This is a genomic window from Pseudomonas sp. HK3 (assembly GCF_052920985.1).
Genome location: NZ_JBREXD010000003.1, coordinates 1,321,002 through 1,336,830, shown reverse-complemented (window position 1 = coordinate 1,336,830; position 15,829 = coordinate 1,321,002). Strand labels below are relative to the sequence as shown.

At 39.1% G+C, this 15,829-nt stretch carries 13 protein-coding genes; all 13 read right to left on the bottom strand.

Annotation, left to right across the window (positions count from 1 at the left end; all coding sequences use genetic code 11):
- Nucleotides 1-4: 4 nt before the first annotated feature.
- Genes ACU6U9_RS21820 through ACU6U9_RS21760 form a run of 13 tightly spaced genes read right to left on the bottom strand, consistent with a single transcriptional unit; the run spans nucleotide 5 to nucleotide 15,788 of the window.
- Nucleotides 5-1,090, bottom strand: coding sequence for a pentapeptide repeat-containing protein (locus tag ACU6U9_RS21820; protein ID WP_446737061.1), 1,086 nt, complete (start codon nucleotides 1,088-1,090; stop codon nucleotides 5-7).
- Nucleotides 1,081-3,828: a DUF2169 domain-containing protein gene (locus ACU6U9_RS21815; protein WP_446737060.1), complete on the bottom strand. Its 2,748-nt coding sequence runs from the start codon at nucleotides 3,826-3,828 to the stop codon at nucleotides 1,081-1,083. The genes ACU6U9_RS21820 and ACU6U9_RS21815 overlap by 10 nt, the downstream gene beginning before the upstream one ends.
- Nucleotides 3,829-3,831: 3 nt before the next feature.
- A complete protein-coding gene (gene tssG, locus ACU6U9_RS21810) occupies nucleotides 3,832-4,812 on the bottom strand; it encodes a type VI secretion system baseplate subunit TssG (RefSeq protein WP_446737059.1) in 981 nt (326 codons plus the stop codon).
- Complete coding sequence (gene tssF, locus ACU6U9_RS21805) at nucleotides 4,785-6,488, bottom strand: type VI secretion system baseplate subunit TssF (protein WP_446737058.1); 1,704 nt, start codon at nucleotides 6,486-6,488, stop codon at nucleotides 4,785-4,787. Before tssF ends, tssG begins: the two co-directional genes overlap by 28 nt.
- 4 nt (nucleotides 6,489-6,492) lie before the next feature.
- Entirely contained in the window at nucleotides 6,493-6,909 is a 417-nt protein-coding gene (locus ACU6U9_RS21800) for a GPW/gp25 family protein (RefSeq protein WP_446737057.1), read from the bottom strand.
- On the bottom strand, nucleotides 6,909-7,391 hold the full coding sequence (gene tssD, locus ACU6U9_RS21795; RefSeq protein WP_446737056.1) for a type VI secretion system tube protein TssD: 483 nt from the start codon (nucleotides 7,389-7,391) through the stop codon (nucleotides 6,909-6,911). The genes ACU6U9_RS21800 and tssD overlap by 1 nt, the downstream gene beginning before the upstream one ends.
- A gap of 16 nt (nucleotides 7,392-7,407) precedes the next feature.
- Nucleotides 7,408-9,102, bottom strand: coding sequence for a type VI secretion system contractile sheath large subunit (gene tssC / locus ACU6U9_RS21790; protein WP_446737055.1), 1,695 nt, complete (start codon nucleotides 9,100-9,102; stop codon nucleotides 7,408-7,410).
- 7 nt (nucleotides 9,103-9,109) lie between these two features.
- Nucleotides 9,110-12,286, bottom strand: a complete 3,177-nt coding sequence (locus ACU6U9_RS21785; protein ID WP_446737054.1) for a type VI secretion protein IcmF/TssM N-terminal domain-containing protein — start codon at nucleotides 12,284-12,286, stop codon at nucleotides 9,110-9,112.
- A 22-nt stretch (nucleotides 12,287-12,308) separates the two neighbouring features.
- Nucleotides 12,309-12,533, bottom strand: coding sequence for a hypothetical protein (locus ACU6U9_RS21780; protein ID WP_446737053.1), 225 nt, complete (start codon nucleotides 12,531-12,533; stop codon nucleotides 12,309-12,311).
- Nucleotide 12,534: 1 nt separating this feature from the next.
- Nucleotides 12,535-13,206, bottom strand: a complete 672-nt coding sequence (locus ACU6U9_RS21775) for a DotU family type IV/VI secretion system protein (RefSeq protein WP_446737052.1) — start codon at nucleotides 13,204-13,206, stop codon at nucleotides 12,535-12,537.
- 9 nt (nucleotides 13,207-13,215) lie between these two features.
- Complete coding sequence (gene tssK / locus ACU6U9_RS21770; protein ID WP_446737051.1) at nucleotides 13,216-14,595, bottom strand: type VI secretion system baseplate subunit TssK; 1,380 nt, start codon at nucleotides 14,593-14,595, stop codon at nucleotides 13,216-13,218.
- Between the two features lie 29 nt (nucleotides 14,596-14,624).
- Nucleotides 14,625-15,227: a type VI secretion system lipoprotein TssJ gene (gene tssJ, locus ACU6U9_RS21765; RefSeq protein WP_446737050.1), complete on the bottom strand. Its 603-nt coding sequence runs from the start codon at nucleotides 15,225-15,227 to the stop codon at nucleotides 14,625-14,627.
- Between the two features lie 48 nt (nucleotides 15,228-15,275).
- Entirely contained in the window at nucleotides 15,276-15,788 is a 513-nt protein-coding gene (locus ACU6U9_RS21760; protein ID WP_446737049.1) for an Hcp family type VI secretion system effector, read from the bottom strand.
- Nucleotides 15,789-15,829 lie beyond the last annotated feature (41 nt).

Here is a 15,829-nt window from a genome sequence, read left to right as displayed (position 1 = left end):
TTCCCTATAGTACTTCCATCTTAGTGGTGGCTTTTTTAGGTTTCCAGGCTTGTGCTTGATCCAGCTTTTGGTCGGTACCTAAAGCCAGTGATTTACTGCTACCTGACCAGTTAGAACCATTGTCTATTATGCCGTGTAAGTTGGTTCTGAAAAGTGATGTGCTTCCAAAATCAGCGTGATCACATACTGACAATGACAAATCGGCATAACTTAAATCACTGCCTAAAAACAAGGTTCCCATGCATTGAGTATTGGTCAGTTGAGCTTGAATCAATTGACTCGACGAAATATTACAAGCTGTAAGGTTAGATCCCTGAAAACTAGCTTGTTCTAGCTGGCATTGTACTAATTTTGATTGTGTCAGTTGCGAACCCGTAAATAGGGCCATCGTACATTGTGCTTGAGTGAAATCGCAGTTGTTAAGCTCAGCATCAACAAAGGCTGTTTGCACGAGCTGGCTATTTTTAAATGAGCATCCATTGAGCTTTGCATTTCTAAATTGTGTTTGGGTCAAGTCCATATTTGAAAAGTCTTGGTTTTCAAGTTCAGGCTTCTCGAATATGGTGGTGTGCATAAGTGCATTGCGAAAATTCACATCGTCAAATATACATTCAATGTAGTTTGTGCGAATAAGGCGCGACTGAGTGAAATGGCAAGCCGACATTTCGCACTGTAAAAAACTAGTAAATTCTAAATTAGCCTGATTGAATTGGCATTCTTTCAGGGTGCCTTCAATAAAATTACTGTCTGAGCCATCATTTTCGGTAAAGTCACATTGGGTGAGAACAGGCTTAACCCAATTCGTCCCTCTGCTAATGCCTTGTTTAAATTGGCACTCTTCTAATTCGCACTCAATGAATGATGCCTCAATAATAGATGTATTATTGAATGAGCAATATTTGAAAATTGAACCGATAAAATTGATCTGCTCAATCGTACTTTTATCAAATTGACATTTTATAAACTGACAGTTGATAAAGTTCGCACCACCAAGATTAGCACCTGAAAATTGGCTGGCGTTAAACTCAAGGTTTTCAATCGGTAAGCCTTTTGCGATGAGTGCACTAATGTCTTTTAGTGTTACTGCCATTTCGAAGGCCTCCAATTTTCTAGTTTCGTCCCGTTCATATTTGATCGTGCGAAATCAGTGTTGTGTACATGGGCACCAAGGAACTCACAACCATATAAATTGGAATGGGATATATTAGCTTTCACTAGGTCAGCTTGCATAAAATTACTGTACATAAAATTATTATTACTAAGGTTTGCATGACTCAGTTTAGTTTTAATGAATAGGGCATCTTTACAAGTAGACTCATCAAAAATAGTTTGGCTCGCATTGGCATCACTGAAATCGGAGTTGTTTAGTGTGCAGACAATAAACTTACTGTGGGTAAGGTCTATGTCTTTAATCGTGCAGTTAGCCAAGATAGAGTGATAAAACTGCCCATTATTTAAGGTTGTCTTACTGATAAAACGACAATTACTTAGATCACTGTGTTTAACACTTAGATTATTCATCGCGCATTCAATGAAATTACAACTGATCAAAGTGCTTTGGTTTATTTGAATGCTGTCTAGGTTTGATTGCTGAAAGCTTGCTGATTCTAGCTGGCATTCATCAAATATACTTTGACTAAATGTAGTCTCTAAGAATGTTGCATCACCAAAATTAACTTGTTTAAAATGAGTTTGGTGGAATGTCATCTCAAGCATATTCAAACAATCAGCAAATGATATATGCTTGATATTACCGTAAGAGAAGTCAGATTTTGCGCATTCAATATTACTTGTGTCTGGTGTATCAATGATTGCGTAGTTAAAATTACACGCCCCGATGTTACTGTTATTCAGGTTAGTATTAATAAGCTTCGCATATTTAAAGTTACTGCGCGCTGCAATGGCATGGCTTAAATTAGCATTTGATAAATCTGCATGTGAAAAATCACATTGCTCTAAATAGCAGTACGAGAAGTCCACACCACTTAAGTTTTTGTTAGAGAAACTTAAGCCGGCTAAATCCATATATTTAAGAGATTCACCTTTTTCAATTAAAACATCGACTTTTTCTTGCAGAGTCGCTCGCTCGTTTTCTAATGGTGGGCGCCCTGTATCCATCATATGAGCCCCCATTTTATAGCCTTCAACTTGAGCAAGGAACCCTTCTTCTAGTTGCTTCTCTAGGGTATTTAAATCAATATTGGTTTGACCGCTAGCCATCACTGATTCCTTTATTCTTAATAGTGTTTCTTTTGGGTCAGCAGGGCGAGGCAGTTCAGGGGGTAAGGCAAGCCGACTTAATGCATTGTCGAGTTCATTTGCAATATGCTCATTACCCTGTGCAAGTGCTTCTTCAATCTGGTTTTCGAGTTGCAGTTTTGCTTTATTCTTTTGAAACTCTGCATATTCTTGACTGATTTTAGACAAATCATCGAATGCTCTAAAGTCCACTTTTTGTAGATCAACCTCCCCAGTCTTTTTATCCGTTGGCGCTAAGCGTTCTGTTATGGCCTCAAATTTCAACTGCCATTCATCTTTTTTGGCTTGACCAAATTCAGATAATTGCTTTTCTAATAAACTGGTATCAAGACCCTGTGCTTTTTGTTGGTCGATCAATGCTTGTAATTGTTGTTTTGTCTCATCAATACTATTTGAAATGGTTTCATTGAATTGCGCTTCAATATGCTCGGCCAGTAACATTTTAGGGTCAGAATCTTGTTGTGTTAAACGCGCCATTCCACAGGGAATACTTGTGGGAATCAAATCTTTGGTCGTGAGTGCATATTGCATATTTAAATCAGGGTGAATCCGGCCGATCAATGAATTTAAATAATCGGATTTGTCGCGTTTTGTATGATGATCCTCATACGCACATAAAATATGCTGAAACTCACTCGCATCGGTACTTTCAATTTTTATAGTGGAGCGGTAAACCAGCATGCCCAGTAATTGATTAGGGAAAAAGGCAACGGTATCAATGCTAGGCTTAAGCTCTTCTAAGTCTGATGTACTTAGGTTGCTAATTTCAGTGCCTTTTTTAACAACAAAGGTTTTTACTGTAAATTTGGGTATGCGCCCTTCGATAACAGAAATACGGTCATGAAAACCTTCTAATTCAAATGATTCGTCACCCTCAATCGGTGTCGACAAAATTTGATCTTCAGGAGCACAGTTAAATGCGGCGAAATTAAAGTCTTTAGGGTAACCTGGGAAGTCTTCTTTAAGCCATTGCTCATTATACGTTCCCATGTTCTTCAATCGCTGAGGGTGATCCGCCATTAATGTGCTAAATCCTGCAGGCTTTGGTCGTTGACTAAGAGAGGTCAGTAATTGGTTTGAATACTCAATATTTGGCATCTTAACGAGTTTACCGCCAAGCTTGGTTGGCACTTTATCGATACCTTGACCATTAGGGTTTACATCAAAACCTTTACCACCAAATGCATGCGGCCAAGTGAGAGGCATACTGACAAATGGGATTGGCTGTGATGTACCAGTTAAACCGCCCAGCCAATATCGATCACCGCTTGCATGTAAGGATTTACTCGAATTAGCAAATTTACAATGGATAGGCATCCCTTTAATAGGCTGACCATTAGGAGCCATAATATTCCCTGCAATGAAATATTCGGGTGATATCTTTGGTAAGCCTTCATCAATAAAAGGCGCGGGCAGTTCGCTCATTGCTTGGTAAGCATTAGAAAATAGCTCTGGATCACCACCGTTTAGCGGGAAATACAATTTTGTCGATACCACAAGGTAGTTTTCTTTTTGAAAACTAAACGTTCGGTAACCTGTTTCTAAATCTAATGGTTGAATAATATTCATGGCTTAATCCAGTAAACTAACCATTACAGATCGATGATTGTTTTCAGTTTGGCCTAAAATTGTCGTGATACCTAGCTGGTGCCAAGATTTACCAAGTGAAAGCTGATCATGTTTTGCATTTACGTGTAACTTAATATCAACAGTTAACGGTTTTTTTAAATAATGCTTAATTAATTGTTTTAACGTTTCGAGCTTTTCATTGTTCGAATGAATGCTGTCATATTGTGCTTGGTTTAAATTCAATAGCTCTATCGTGATTTTAAGAGTTTGGGTATGAATTTTTGAGCCTAAATGCGCATCACCTAATTGATGATTTAAACGTCCTAGCTGACAACGCAGTTCAGGTTTTATACTAATAAAACTGGGCTCAAATTCTTTTATATCCAAGTCATCAATATCAAGAAAATCGGATACAATCGACAGTAATCCATCTTTTGAGCGTTCTTTATTTGAGAACAATGAAAAATATCGAAGCTTAATCGCCTTGATGTCATCGCTATCTGTATTGGGTTCACCCATTAGGCTATAAAGTAAATTCCAATAACTACTTTGAGAGCGCTCAATCGTGTTTAGGTTTAACTTATATAATCGCCATGCCTGATACAGTTTTGGGAATAACTGCTTATGAATAATATCGAGAAACTCTCTAGGGGCTTCTAGTTCATCCCATTCATTATCAAGCAGTTCTTCGTTATAAAAATCAGGTAGCGGCGATGCCACACCATATAAGCCAGGCAACTGAGATATGATCTCATAGCCACGCTGTTTATCCAGCGCCCTAACTTCATGAATATCTTGGTCGGTATACCCTAAAGAAAGGGTAGGCCTTACTTCAATTTTTCGAGCTGGTCGTCTAGGTGAAACAGGGAATGTTTGGTTAACATTCTCTAATAAGCGATATGCTTGAAAAAACTCATACTGATGAGGCTGATCAAGTATGTCTTTTTCAAGACTGGCTAAAGACTCACTAAGTTTGGCTGCCATTGCAACTGCTCTCCAGTGTTGTCATTAATGAGCGTAAAATTGATGTAACTATTGATATCAGCGAACTGAGAATAAAGCTTATTTAATAGTTCACCGAATAAGTACATGTCGCCCATGCTTGCAAAGCCAGAGCCGTCAACGGTAAGAGAAATAGATTGGCCGCGTACTAAATAACCTCTTAATAGTTTTTCACTCGGCTCTACTGACATTCTCAATAATGAATCTATACGTTTTTCATTCGCGGCACGCTCTTTTGCATCCGTTTGGTTGGTTGGGTTGTATAGGTTCAGTAATACTTTTAAATTATTCAGATCCGCAAGAGGAAGATAGTTAACGGTTAAGTGAGCTAGAAGGTTCCATAATACTCGACCATCTGTTTGTGGTGGGATGTACTCACTGACAGCTGATATATTTGCAAAGCTAACTAAATCCGGTACATCGGGAGTATTAACATTAACGTCACCCACTTTCAGCATTTGAGTCAGGGGCCCATTAGAGCAGCGAATCCCAGCAGTCAATACTTCTCTGGTCGGCAGTTCTTTACCTTCAGGAAAGTTAACTCTCAAAATTGCTTGTGAGTGTGATTGATCCGTCGCTTTTTGAATTAATTCATATACGGGTTGAGTATTCTGTTGTTTAGAAGACAGCGAAAAATCTAAGTATTTCGTTTTTTCACTTGAGCGCCGATTTTGCCCTTGAACATCCAATACTGAATAAATAGTAAACTGATTATTTACATTTCTAACGGGTTTTAAGGTTAAATCACTTTGTTTGTGATCAAGAGGGATTGGCTCTGCCGTCGTATCGAATAAATTAACGGCAGGCGAACAAAATAGCTTAAAGCTATTAATATTAACTTGAGTTGTTTCTGTATTTTTATTGATTCTAAAGCGAAGTTTGAACGCTTTTGGTAGCGGTTTGTTTTTATCAAACCCAGATACATTTAAAAATAAAAATTTATACTTGTTAATGAAGTATTCTTGCAGTCTACGATAACTGTTTAGCTGAGTCTTACTTGTTTCAAGTAATGAAAAATCGTCATTCCAACCCATAGACTCTATTTTGGCATCGACTAAATTTTGAGTCTGATTACCATATACAATAGAAACAGAAGCCAGCTTATTGGTTAGTAGATAATAGAGCTGGCTAGCATTAACATAATCACCCGAAATATGCAGGGGCAGTTCGGAGATAAATACATCGCTGTTGGATAAACTGGTATTGTTTATGATGATATCTAATTCAGAATAACCACCAAACTGATTGAGCTCAACAGCATTGATGGTCAGAGGGTGAACATCAACATCGGTACATGTTTGAAAGCGACAGCTAACCCCCTGAATTTTTTGCGAGTCTATTTTAGATTTTGATTTTATAGTCACCGCATTATTTAAAATATTTCTAGGTTTAAACTCAATGATAGTGGTCGCTGGCATTTCTTTTAAGTAATCAGGTGCGACCAGTCTAAGTATTGATTGAGCAAATTCAGGAAAATCAGTATCCAATCTATCTTGAATACCCGCACTTAAATATGCCGTGCCTTGCAATATACGCTCAACATCTGGGTCGCTACTGCTACCCGCTAGATGTGGTGCTAATGCTGGATATTTTTTAGAAAATTCACGTGCATTTTCTTTTAGAGCTTGAAGCTCTGTTTGATAACTTTCTATTTTCATAATATTAAACTGTTGGCTCCACTACAATTTGGCCATTAGAAAATACTTTTATAGTGGCTAAAATATTGTGGGTAAATTGATTAGTGGTAGAGGTGCCGTTTAATTTCCAGCAATAGCACGATACATCGTTATTTTCTTCATCTAAAAACAAACTAAATTTTGATAGACGAGGCTCAAATTCTGTTAGTTGAAAACGAATCTGATCGGTTAGTATATCTAAGTCAGGTATACCGTGAGATTGAAATTGCCCCTGTAAATCGGGCAATCCCATATCTTTATCAATCAGCACATTACCTTGTCGACTGTTGAGGAGTCTTTCAATATCAACTAATAGCTGCTCTTCAAACGAGACGCTAGGCACCGAGCCTTGTTTGCTATTTTGCCAAAGCGTAACTCGTTTTAAAAAGCGTACTTGAGACATTACGCTGTGGCTCCAAAGCTATCTTCATACTCGATGCCATCAATCTCATGGCTCCAAATAATGCTGTCGTATATAAACGACACTTTTTCCATGTGGCCCTTTTGGTTGTTGGCCACATCAGATGTGTGCTCGACAGCAAATTCAATACCGGTAATTTGTGCATTTTTTAATATTTGACGATAATAAAGTTCTTCCATACCTGCACCGTCTAAACGATACCAGTCAAGAATGACTTCATTTAGTAATTCACCATCACTCAGTGCTTGATACAGCATTGGGCTAGTACGATCTATTTCTTTCAAAATAGTAATAGGCAGGTGAACCCGACGACCGTTAGGTAACCCTCTGTGATCGGTTGGTAGTTTTACGCTATGTTGAATACCTTGGATAACCACAAAACCTTCACGGCTATCGAGATCGCATTCACCTTCAATTTGGCCCTGATTTTCAGCCGTAATTTTCATGTAACCTGGTAATGCCATATTTTACTCCCTTAATTTATGCTTTTTCTAAACGACCACGTTCAGTTAAGGTGAAAGATTGCCCCATAAATTTAAAGTGGGGTGTAATACTAATCGAGGATAAAAACCAACCTGCTTTTTCTTCCATGTCTCTGACCGTTACACTGGCATTTCTTAATGGCCTACGAGATCGTACCGCCGGTGCAGGATTATCCATGTCTGAAACGTATTGTTTTAACCAGCGATTGATCGATTGATCAATCTGAGATCGAGTTAACCATGAGCCAATATTTTCTCGCTGCATTACTTTTATGTATTGTGAAAAACGACAGCTAATGAGCAAATATGGAATCTGAGTCACTAATTTTTGGTTTAATAAGGCATGCTTATCTTGCTCATTAAATGCCATCGCATGACAAGAAGGTATGGCCGTAAAACCAGCACGCCCAGTGCGTTTATGAATTGATAATGGGGTAAAACCATTATTAATTAGTTCATTCGTGCTGCGCTCTGAAATTAACACCTCTGTTGGAATCAAGGTGCCAAGTTGAGTTTGAGACGGATGCATCCTAATCTCATCTAATAAACCATATTCTTCGCCCGTGACGTTAACGAACCAACGATACTGACTAAAGCTATTAATAAATCGAGTGGCAAGGGCAAAGGCGCTGTTCCCCCATAGGCCAATCTTTTGCTTTGATGCATTCTCGTTAAACTCGAATCCTTCACCGCTTAAGCGGTAGCTTGAACGCAATAAAAATCGAGGTAAGGTTAAGCAAACATAACGACTATCTTGTGTTTCTCTAAAACTATTCCATTTTGCATAATTGGGTTGATCAAAGTGTGCGTTGATGTCTCGTATGCGTGAGAAATCTGAAAAGTTATCAACACCAAATAAATGCCCAGATGCCGCACTGATAAAAGGGCAGTGACTCATTGCAGCAATTTTAGAGACTGAACTGAGCAGGGCAATATCTTGTGCCCGGCTAGTGAAGTCATAATCCCCAATCATTAATGTATAAGGTCGCCCACCAAACTGACCAAATTCAGCAGCGTAGACGAGATCGAATAAACAGGACTGGGCAACATCTGGAGAATCTTCAAAGTCTTCCATTAATGCTTGTTTAGAGACATTAGCCACAATAAGCTCAATATTTTCTTTGTAGTCAATAAACGCTTCTAAAAAGCTAAGCGAGCGCCAGCTAGACTCTAATGCTCGAAATTTATCGTGCTGAATAATCAAGTTAAGTTGATTGTTGATGCGCTCATGCAGTTCCTGTTGCAGCACAAGACGCTGAGTGTAATCAAGCACATCGGGCACGGTAAACGCATAGTCAGCCAACAGCTCGAACAACTGATTATTACGAACAGACTCGTCACCCAGTTGACGATACAGCTGATAAGCTTGCGTCAGATAAGGCGTTGCCATTAATAAATGTTCAGGCTCAAAATCATCCACACAATAGAACGAAATATTGAGTTCTATTGCATCTTGCGATGCAGGATTTAAAAGATTCGGCAGTGTGAGGCCCAATGATACATTCATTGCCCCCATTAATTGATCAATACCGTTTTCAACATTGATTAATTCGCACTGCCCCATATCTTGGCTGCGTAAATCGCCTGATAAATCAGATAACACTAATAGTCGTAGCGGTAATTCGACCTGTTGATTCTTATGGTCTTCATACACTAGATTAATTCTATCGGTTACATTATTAGCTAGGTTCATAATTCATCTACCAACAATGAGCCGCTACTTCTGGTAGCTGTAATGGCACGCTATCTAACATTTGAATAACGGGACGTTGACCTCGAATTTCAAAGTTAATATCGATGAAACTCACACCAGAGTTTTCAAGTTGTGCCTGTTGATTAGGAAAGTCGGTTGATGAAAATATATGACGACCATCTTGGAACTCTTGCAAGAACTTACTGAAGCCTTTCACACCCGGATAGTTTTTCATGAGAGTCAGTTGGCCAATTTCAATTCTTAACGTTGTATCACCACACGTTTCTAATGCCCATTTAAAGGTGTGTTGAGTTGGGTAGTTATAGTTTGCAAGTGTTTGAGTACCGTCACTGCAATATAAATCAACGAAGGTAGCGTAAGGCTGAATACGCGCACCAGGGTTAGCGCCTGTTGGTAGGGCATTAACAGCCACATCAAATGAGTTACCAACAATAAACTTACCGCTCTCAGCTTGATTCAGTACTTCGAGTAGCTCTTCGCTTAAATTAATGCTGCGCTGTTCAATATTCGCTCGCACGATACCGCGTTTATATTTTTTCTCGATAAAAGGTGCAATCTCAGTGTCTAGGAAATTCCAAAGCACACCACCTTCACCAACAACAAGGTTACCCACTTGGTTACTGCTAACGCCATCAAGTGTGGCTAATACATCGTTTTGCCAGCGGTCTTGTATTTCACAGCTGCTTTCATTTTCCATGTAGTCGTAAATGGCATACATAGGGCCAACAAATAAATGCCAGAACACTTTAGAGGTTGAAACAGGTTTGCCGATCAACGCTTGCAGTTCTTTAATAGACATCCATGCGGTTGCCATTGAACCATTGCCGCTTTCAAGTGCATCAGGGGTTTGGAATAATTCGGTTACAGAGCTAAGAGACTGTGTACGCGAGTCTGACTTAAAGGCAATTTCAGCGAGTGCTTGCTTGTATGCATCAACTGCTACAACCGCATCTTCCAATGCTGAATCCAACTCTTCTCCACCTTTTTTACCTTTTGTTGCTTTTTTATGAATCTTCATGGCTTTTTTAGCCATTTTTCCGACTTTACCAAACTTACCCAATGCTTTTTTAATTAGCCTGGTATTGGGCTTGCCTTTACGACCGTCAGCAACAGAATAGGATTGAACATCTGCAAAAAAGGTCAGCTGTTCTTTAGAGTTAAAGCTAGCGCCTTCGAAGACAGACAGTTGCTCATTCATTGTGCCCAATAAAGAGAAGTAAGGGTTATCTGATGTAGCGAATCGCTCAAGCAATTGTTGCCATTCCTTTTTGTCTCGTTGCTGCATCTTGCCTTCGTCGAAGCGCTGTGCGAAAGAGATCCATGCTTCGACGTATTGACGCTCATAGTACTTATCAAAGTCTTCTTGAATTTCAGAAAGCTGTTTATCTTCACTGTTGGCCAGCTTAAATTCGGTTAAAAATTCTTGGATAAAAGCATAACCTTCAAGTGTGTAGGCGGCGTCAATAGTTGGCGGATTGACAACTTTATAGCTGCCCCCCCAAAAGTCTTTTAAGCGGTAACCATCAAAATCTTGAGAGTTAGCCCACTGCACAATCCAGTTGTAGTCACCATGATTATGCTTCACTAAATAAAGCAGAGCCGCTTGTAAGGTCTTTTTCTCATCAGAGAGGTCAACCAATGAATGACTCCAACCAACATAAGCAGAATAGACTTCATTGAATAATTCAGATTCTTCTGCATCAATAGTATTGTTTTGCACAAGCAAATATTCACTGCCTATTGGCATGATAGGAATATCGCTATCAGGGGATAAGCGGCTTTGAATCACGTTAATACGTCGAACCAAACCACCGGCCAGCGCACTTGTTTGCCCTTGCTCTAACTGATCAATAGACTGTTTCAGTTTACTGTCATAAGGTTTGATTAAATTTAAACGTACAAACTCTAAAAATTGATCCCTTAAGGTATCAACTTGGTTTGCTTGACCCAATAACGTGGTCCACGGCAAATATTCTTGTTCTTTATAAGCCGCCATAGAATCAATTAAATTTTTAAGGCGATAAGCCGAAACTAGCACATCACTAGGGCTTTGCTCTTTATCAACCGATATAGCGGTATCGCCATAGTTGGTATATATATCTTCAAGCACGGCTTTGTCAGTATTATAAAGTGCTGTTAAGCCAACAATAGAGCTAAAGGTGACAGCACCACTGATGCCAAGTGCATATTTTCTTGCGGCACTTTTGATACGTAACGCAGACGGTAAACTAATTAGAGAACCACGGTCAGCAGGTAGTATCTTGGTAAAGAAATCATGCAGGAATAAACCGTTTCTAACATTTTCGCCATCTTTTTCTTGTAAGCTAGAACTAAAGTAAAGACCACGAAAGTGGGGTGCTTCTTGGTAAGCATTGCCTTTTAATGCGGTTTTTATAAATACATGTAGGCCGCTACGGATAGACTCCATCGACCTTGGCAGGGTTAACAAACTTGCATCAGGATTCTCAGTTTGCTCCATCATTAGTAAGCGAACTTCTTTCAAACGATCCAATACGTTATCAAGTGCGGTATCTACAACGGTATCAACATCACTTGTTGTCGCTTCATTTAGATAGCCCATTGCCTGAGTTTTTAATTCTTCTGGTAAATACGCTGCCCATTCTTTAAAGCCGGGTATTAAATCAGATTTAGTAACCATTAAATAAACAGGCACTTTAACTTCAAGTTTGTCCATTAAATGATTAATACTATTACGAATCTGACGGCCTTCTTCAAGGATTTCGTCATCACTACACCCAAGTAAACGGTCAGCTGCAACAGCAAGTACAAGGCCGTTAAGCGGTTCTTTTTGGCGGTGCTTAGCGATCATACCTAATAAGGAGTTCCACTCCTTTCTGTCTCGCTCCATTCTGTCAGGTACAGCGTATCGACCAGCGGTATCAATTACGATACCTTCTTCGTATAACCACCACTCAAGGTTAAGCGTTGAGCCATCTTTATGTTCGGATAAATCAATAGATGGTAGTAATAGTTTTGAGTTTCTTAAGCTTGTACTTTTCCCCGACGTTGGGCGACCAAAAACCATATACCAAGGTAGCGCATAAAGAGGATCACCTTGATATTTAAGCTGTGAATTTTTCAGTGCCTTAATCGTTGTGTTCCAGCCTTGCTTTAAAGAACGGCTTAACTCGGCGCTGCTCATGCCAAGTTCGTCATCAACCTCATCATCTTGACCGATGCTTAAGCAGGCCTCTTACCTGAGCTTTTGCTCTTAAGCGTATGAAGAGTTTACGTAATAAGATAAAACTAAAATACAAACCAAAAATAACCGCTAATGCAATTAGGCCGGTTTCTAATGGCTGTTCTAATAAGTAGTTAACACTGAGAACAATGGCGCTCACAAGTAGTGCGACAAAGATCCACATTAAAATGCGTAAAAATGTTTTCATTTTACTTCACTAACTCCATGATGCTGTTTAAACCCTGACCAATCTGAAAGGAGTAAAAAATAAGCGTTGCAGCCACCACAATAAAGGGTGTAACAGCAAAGAAGGGTATTAAGTTAATTCTAGATTTACGTAAGGTGTTTACTTGATCATGTTCATGATAAGCGTCCGTAAATAAAGTCGATTTTTCAAATACTTTGTTAGCATCATTCGGCAGTAATAAACTTAAATTGAAAATTCGAATCTCTTCAATTTTTGGGCGATCTTGAGGGGAGAAATAACGCCCTTTATAGCCTAAGCTTAAACAAAGTAAATATATCTCGCGAACACTTCGATCATCACCTTGGCGGTTTAATTGATTGAGGCGTTCATAAAACTCATAACCTGAATTGGTTGTATTAAAAAAGTGACGCTGCAATGAGTTCTTTTGCCATAAGGAACGTGTTTGCCATTCAGAGGTTAAAATGCACTCATCAATATATGCAATGATCGGGAATAGAGCATCGGAGCATACTTTTTCAGGGAACCCTGATTTTACCGCACTCACTTGTGCATCCAGAAGACTACTGATCAACTCTGCTTTAAATGCTTCCCAGTTGTTTTCTAAAAAATCGATATCAGTTTTTATCTGATTAATTTTTAGTATTGGGTCAATATAAAAATCGACTAATCGCATGTTATGTCCCTATCGCTTTAAAATAACCAGTTCAACTGTAAGATCATCTGGCGCATCATCCCAATGCATAACAAGACTCTGATAGCGTACAATTGATTGCCACTCATCATCATGAATGTCGATACGTACATAACTGGCTTGGTCTTTTTTCGGTAAACCTGCTGGTGCAGTTGGTGAATGAATCAATCCAATACCTGGCAAAGAACGTTCAATTAGCACATCAATTGTATTTTTAGATGCAAGCTTAGCGGTAGTGAAAAGTGATTGGCTGAATTCATCCCATTCTTCTGTGCTATTGAGAATTAAGTAGAAGTCCGCTTTTTCAGCAAAGAAGTCTTTTGGAATATCGGCTTTAAATGCTTGGTCTTCACGGGCCATTTCAACTAAGAACTGAGGGCCAACGGATATTTCATTTAATAGACGATTAATTAAACTACGAATATTAGAAAAACATGGCCCTGTATTAAGGTGTGTATAGTCAGGCAGCAACTTTACGCCTTGGTTTGTTTCGCCGAGTAAATTCACATCATTTGTAAATGTACTAATTTCGCCGCTCAACTCTCTTAGCCCGCCATAAACAGCCCATGGTTGAATTTGAGGTGTTGATACTTCATGGGCTAAGCGGGGAACATAGCGCGAAAGTGCTTGCAAGCTCATGCGATAACGTAGCCCGTTGGCATCTAAATTAGAGCCCAGCATGGCCAAGCCAGTTTTCAATTGAATCGCACGGCCAGCTAACTCATCTTTTAATTCAGTGAGTTGCTTAATTAATTTTTGGCTGCCTTGAATATTTAAACAAGGTGGAATGTAATCGCTTATATACGCATAGTTTTCACCATCTAATGCTATTTGTGCAAATGGCATTAAGTGATATTCGGTGTATTTATCTTTTTCAGACTCAAGCACGATATCAAGTTTTAGCGTTAGCTGATGAACCTGTGCAGACTCGCCATGTATATAGCGATCATTGAGTTCGGTTGGATCAATAAAGGTAAAGTATCGGGTGCTTACATCAACTGCTTCTGATATGTCAGAAATTTTTGTTGTATTAGACGTAAAGCCAGAAATTTTCTTGAGTGCTAAATAAATAGTGTTGGGTGATTCAGGGTCAATTTCAGCACCCTCAATAGAACGTGAACTTACAAATGCATTGTCGCCTAGGTTGATGTAAGTACCATCTTCCATTAAAAATTCGGCATGCTGAATGTCTATTTTTTTAGATTGAAGTGCCTGAGTGGCAATATCAAGTTGTGTGAATCCCCACATCCAAGGCGAAACATGCTTTTTAAGGACGTTAATTTTTTCATTAACGTATTGTTCACTTTGTTGAAAGTGTTGTGGCTGTAAAAACATGCCATGATGCCAGAATATAGGCTGCGATTGACTCACGGTTTCGTCCTTAAAATTCTTTAAAGCGATTAAAAATCGCTTGAGGTTAATACGTTAATTTCTTCTTCTTTTAAAAGCGTGAATTTCTTCGTGCTTTTACGTCCCATTGAGATATCAATATAAATGTCATCTGGGATGGCTTTGGCTTCGTTAGCAATTAAACCTAAATTCGATAATGCTAAGTCCACAAACCCTCTTTTTGCAGGTTTAATAGGTATGCTAAATACCTTGATGTCTAGTTCTGTACTTAGACCATAGTAACCAGATATTAAAGCGACATACTTTGCACCTTGTGCTCTTGGCAAGGTGGCCACTTTTTCTTCACCAGGTTGTAAAATAATGCGTGAAAACTGCGCAATAGTGTCATCAATACGACCAGTATTGAGTAATTGCAATGCACCTTCTTTTGTTTCAGATAATCCTAAAAATGTATTAGGGTCACTTAATTGAAAAACACCTAAAGCAATAGAGTGAGGACGCCCACTAATGGCGTTTAAATCTGATGGGCTGACTAAGTGTAAATGAATGGCGCGATCTTCAAAAACCCAATCATCGGGTGCAACTTCTAAACTGGTTTTACCAGCACAAGCTGTCATTAATAACAAAACAGTAATAAGTGATATAACTTTCATAATATACCTAATAAAGCGGCGCTTTCGCGCCGCCTTACGTTGAGCGGATTAAGCTTGGCTAGCACCAAAGCGGTAAGCACCTTCGGTACCTCCAGCTTCGTGAGTCCAAGTAATCGCACCTGGGTTGATATGTAAAACTTCCATGTGTGCAAGGTGAGCCATAGATGGATCGCCAACACTTGGAAGAATCGTTTCAATATCAACTAGAACAGCATTTTCTAGTTCCATTACGTAGTAAAGTTCTTCTTCACCACTTGCAGAAATACGATACCAGTTGATTTCAACATTAAGTTGCTCACCAGTCGTTAATGCGTTGTGTAGCAATGGAGACGCTTTATCAATGAACTTAGTAATCTTCATTGGCTTCATTGCAGGCATGCTGGTGATTTGACCGCTTTGATCATTCGTTCCACGAGGAACGTTATGAGTGAAAGCCTGAATCATTATTTCATCTTCGTGGCCTTCTTGAGTCGCTGTGCCTACTGAATCTTCAGATAGTGCGCCAGAACTAATATCACCTTGGTTTTGACCTTCGATAGTCATATAGGCTGGAATTGCCATGTAATACTCCTTTTTTATGTTTAAGGTATGGTAAAGAAAAT

Excerpts from the sequence above, each read along its gene's own strand:
- tssJ (WP_446737050.1), bottom strand. The coding sequence starts at position 15,227 with ATGAAAGTTATATCACTTATTACTGTTTTGTTATTAATGACAGCTTGT.
- ACU6U9_RS21760 (WP_446737049.1), bottom strand. The coding sequence starts at position 15,788 with ATGGCAATTCCAGCCTATATGACTATCGAAGGTCAAAACCAAGGTGAT.
- ACU6U9_RS21800 (WP_446737057.1), bottom strand. The coding sequence starts at position 6,909 with ATGTCTCAAGTACGCTTTTTAAAACGAGTTACGCTTTGGCAAAATAGC.
- ACU6U9_RS21785 (WP_446737054.1), bottom strand. The coding sequence starts at position 12,286 with ATGAGCAGCGCCGAGTTAAGCCGTTCTTTAAAGCAAGGCTGGAACACA.
- ACU6U9_RS21775 (WP_446737052.1), bottom strand. The coding sequence starts at position 13,206 with ATGCGATTAGTCGATTTTTATATTGACCCAATACTAAAAATTAATCAG.
- tssC (WP_446737055.1), bottom strand. The coding sequence starts at position 9,102 with ATGAACCTAGCTAATAATGTAACCGATAGAATTAATCTAGTGTATGAA.
- tssD (WP_446737056.1), bottom strand. The coding sequence starts at position 7,391 with ATGGCATTACCAGGTTACATGAAAATTACGGCTGAAAATCAGGGCCAA.
- tssF (WP_446737058.1), bottom strand. The coding sequence starts at position 6,488 with ATGAAAATAGAAAGTTATCAAACAGAGCTTCAAGCTCTAAAAGAAAAT.
- ACU6U9_RS21820 (WP_446737061.1), bottom strand. The coding sequence starts at position 1,090 with ATGGCAGTAACACTAAAAGACATTAGTGCACTCATCGCAAAAGGCTTA.
- tssG (WP_446737059.1), bottom strand. The coding sequence starts at position 4,812 with ATGGCAGCCAAACTTAGTGAGTCTTTAGCCAGTCTTGAAAAAGACATA.
- ACU6U9_RS21815 (WP_446737060.1), bottom strand. The coding sequence starts at position 3,828 with ATGAATATTATTCAACCATTAGATTTAGAAACAGGTTACCGAACGTTT.
- ACU6U9_RS21780 (WP_446737053.1), bottom strand. The coding sequence starts at position 12,533 with ATGAAAACATTTTTACGCATTTTAATGTGGATCTTTGTCGCACTACTT.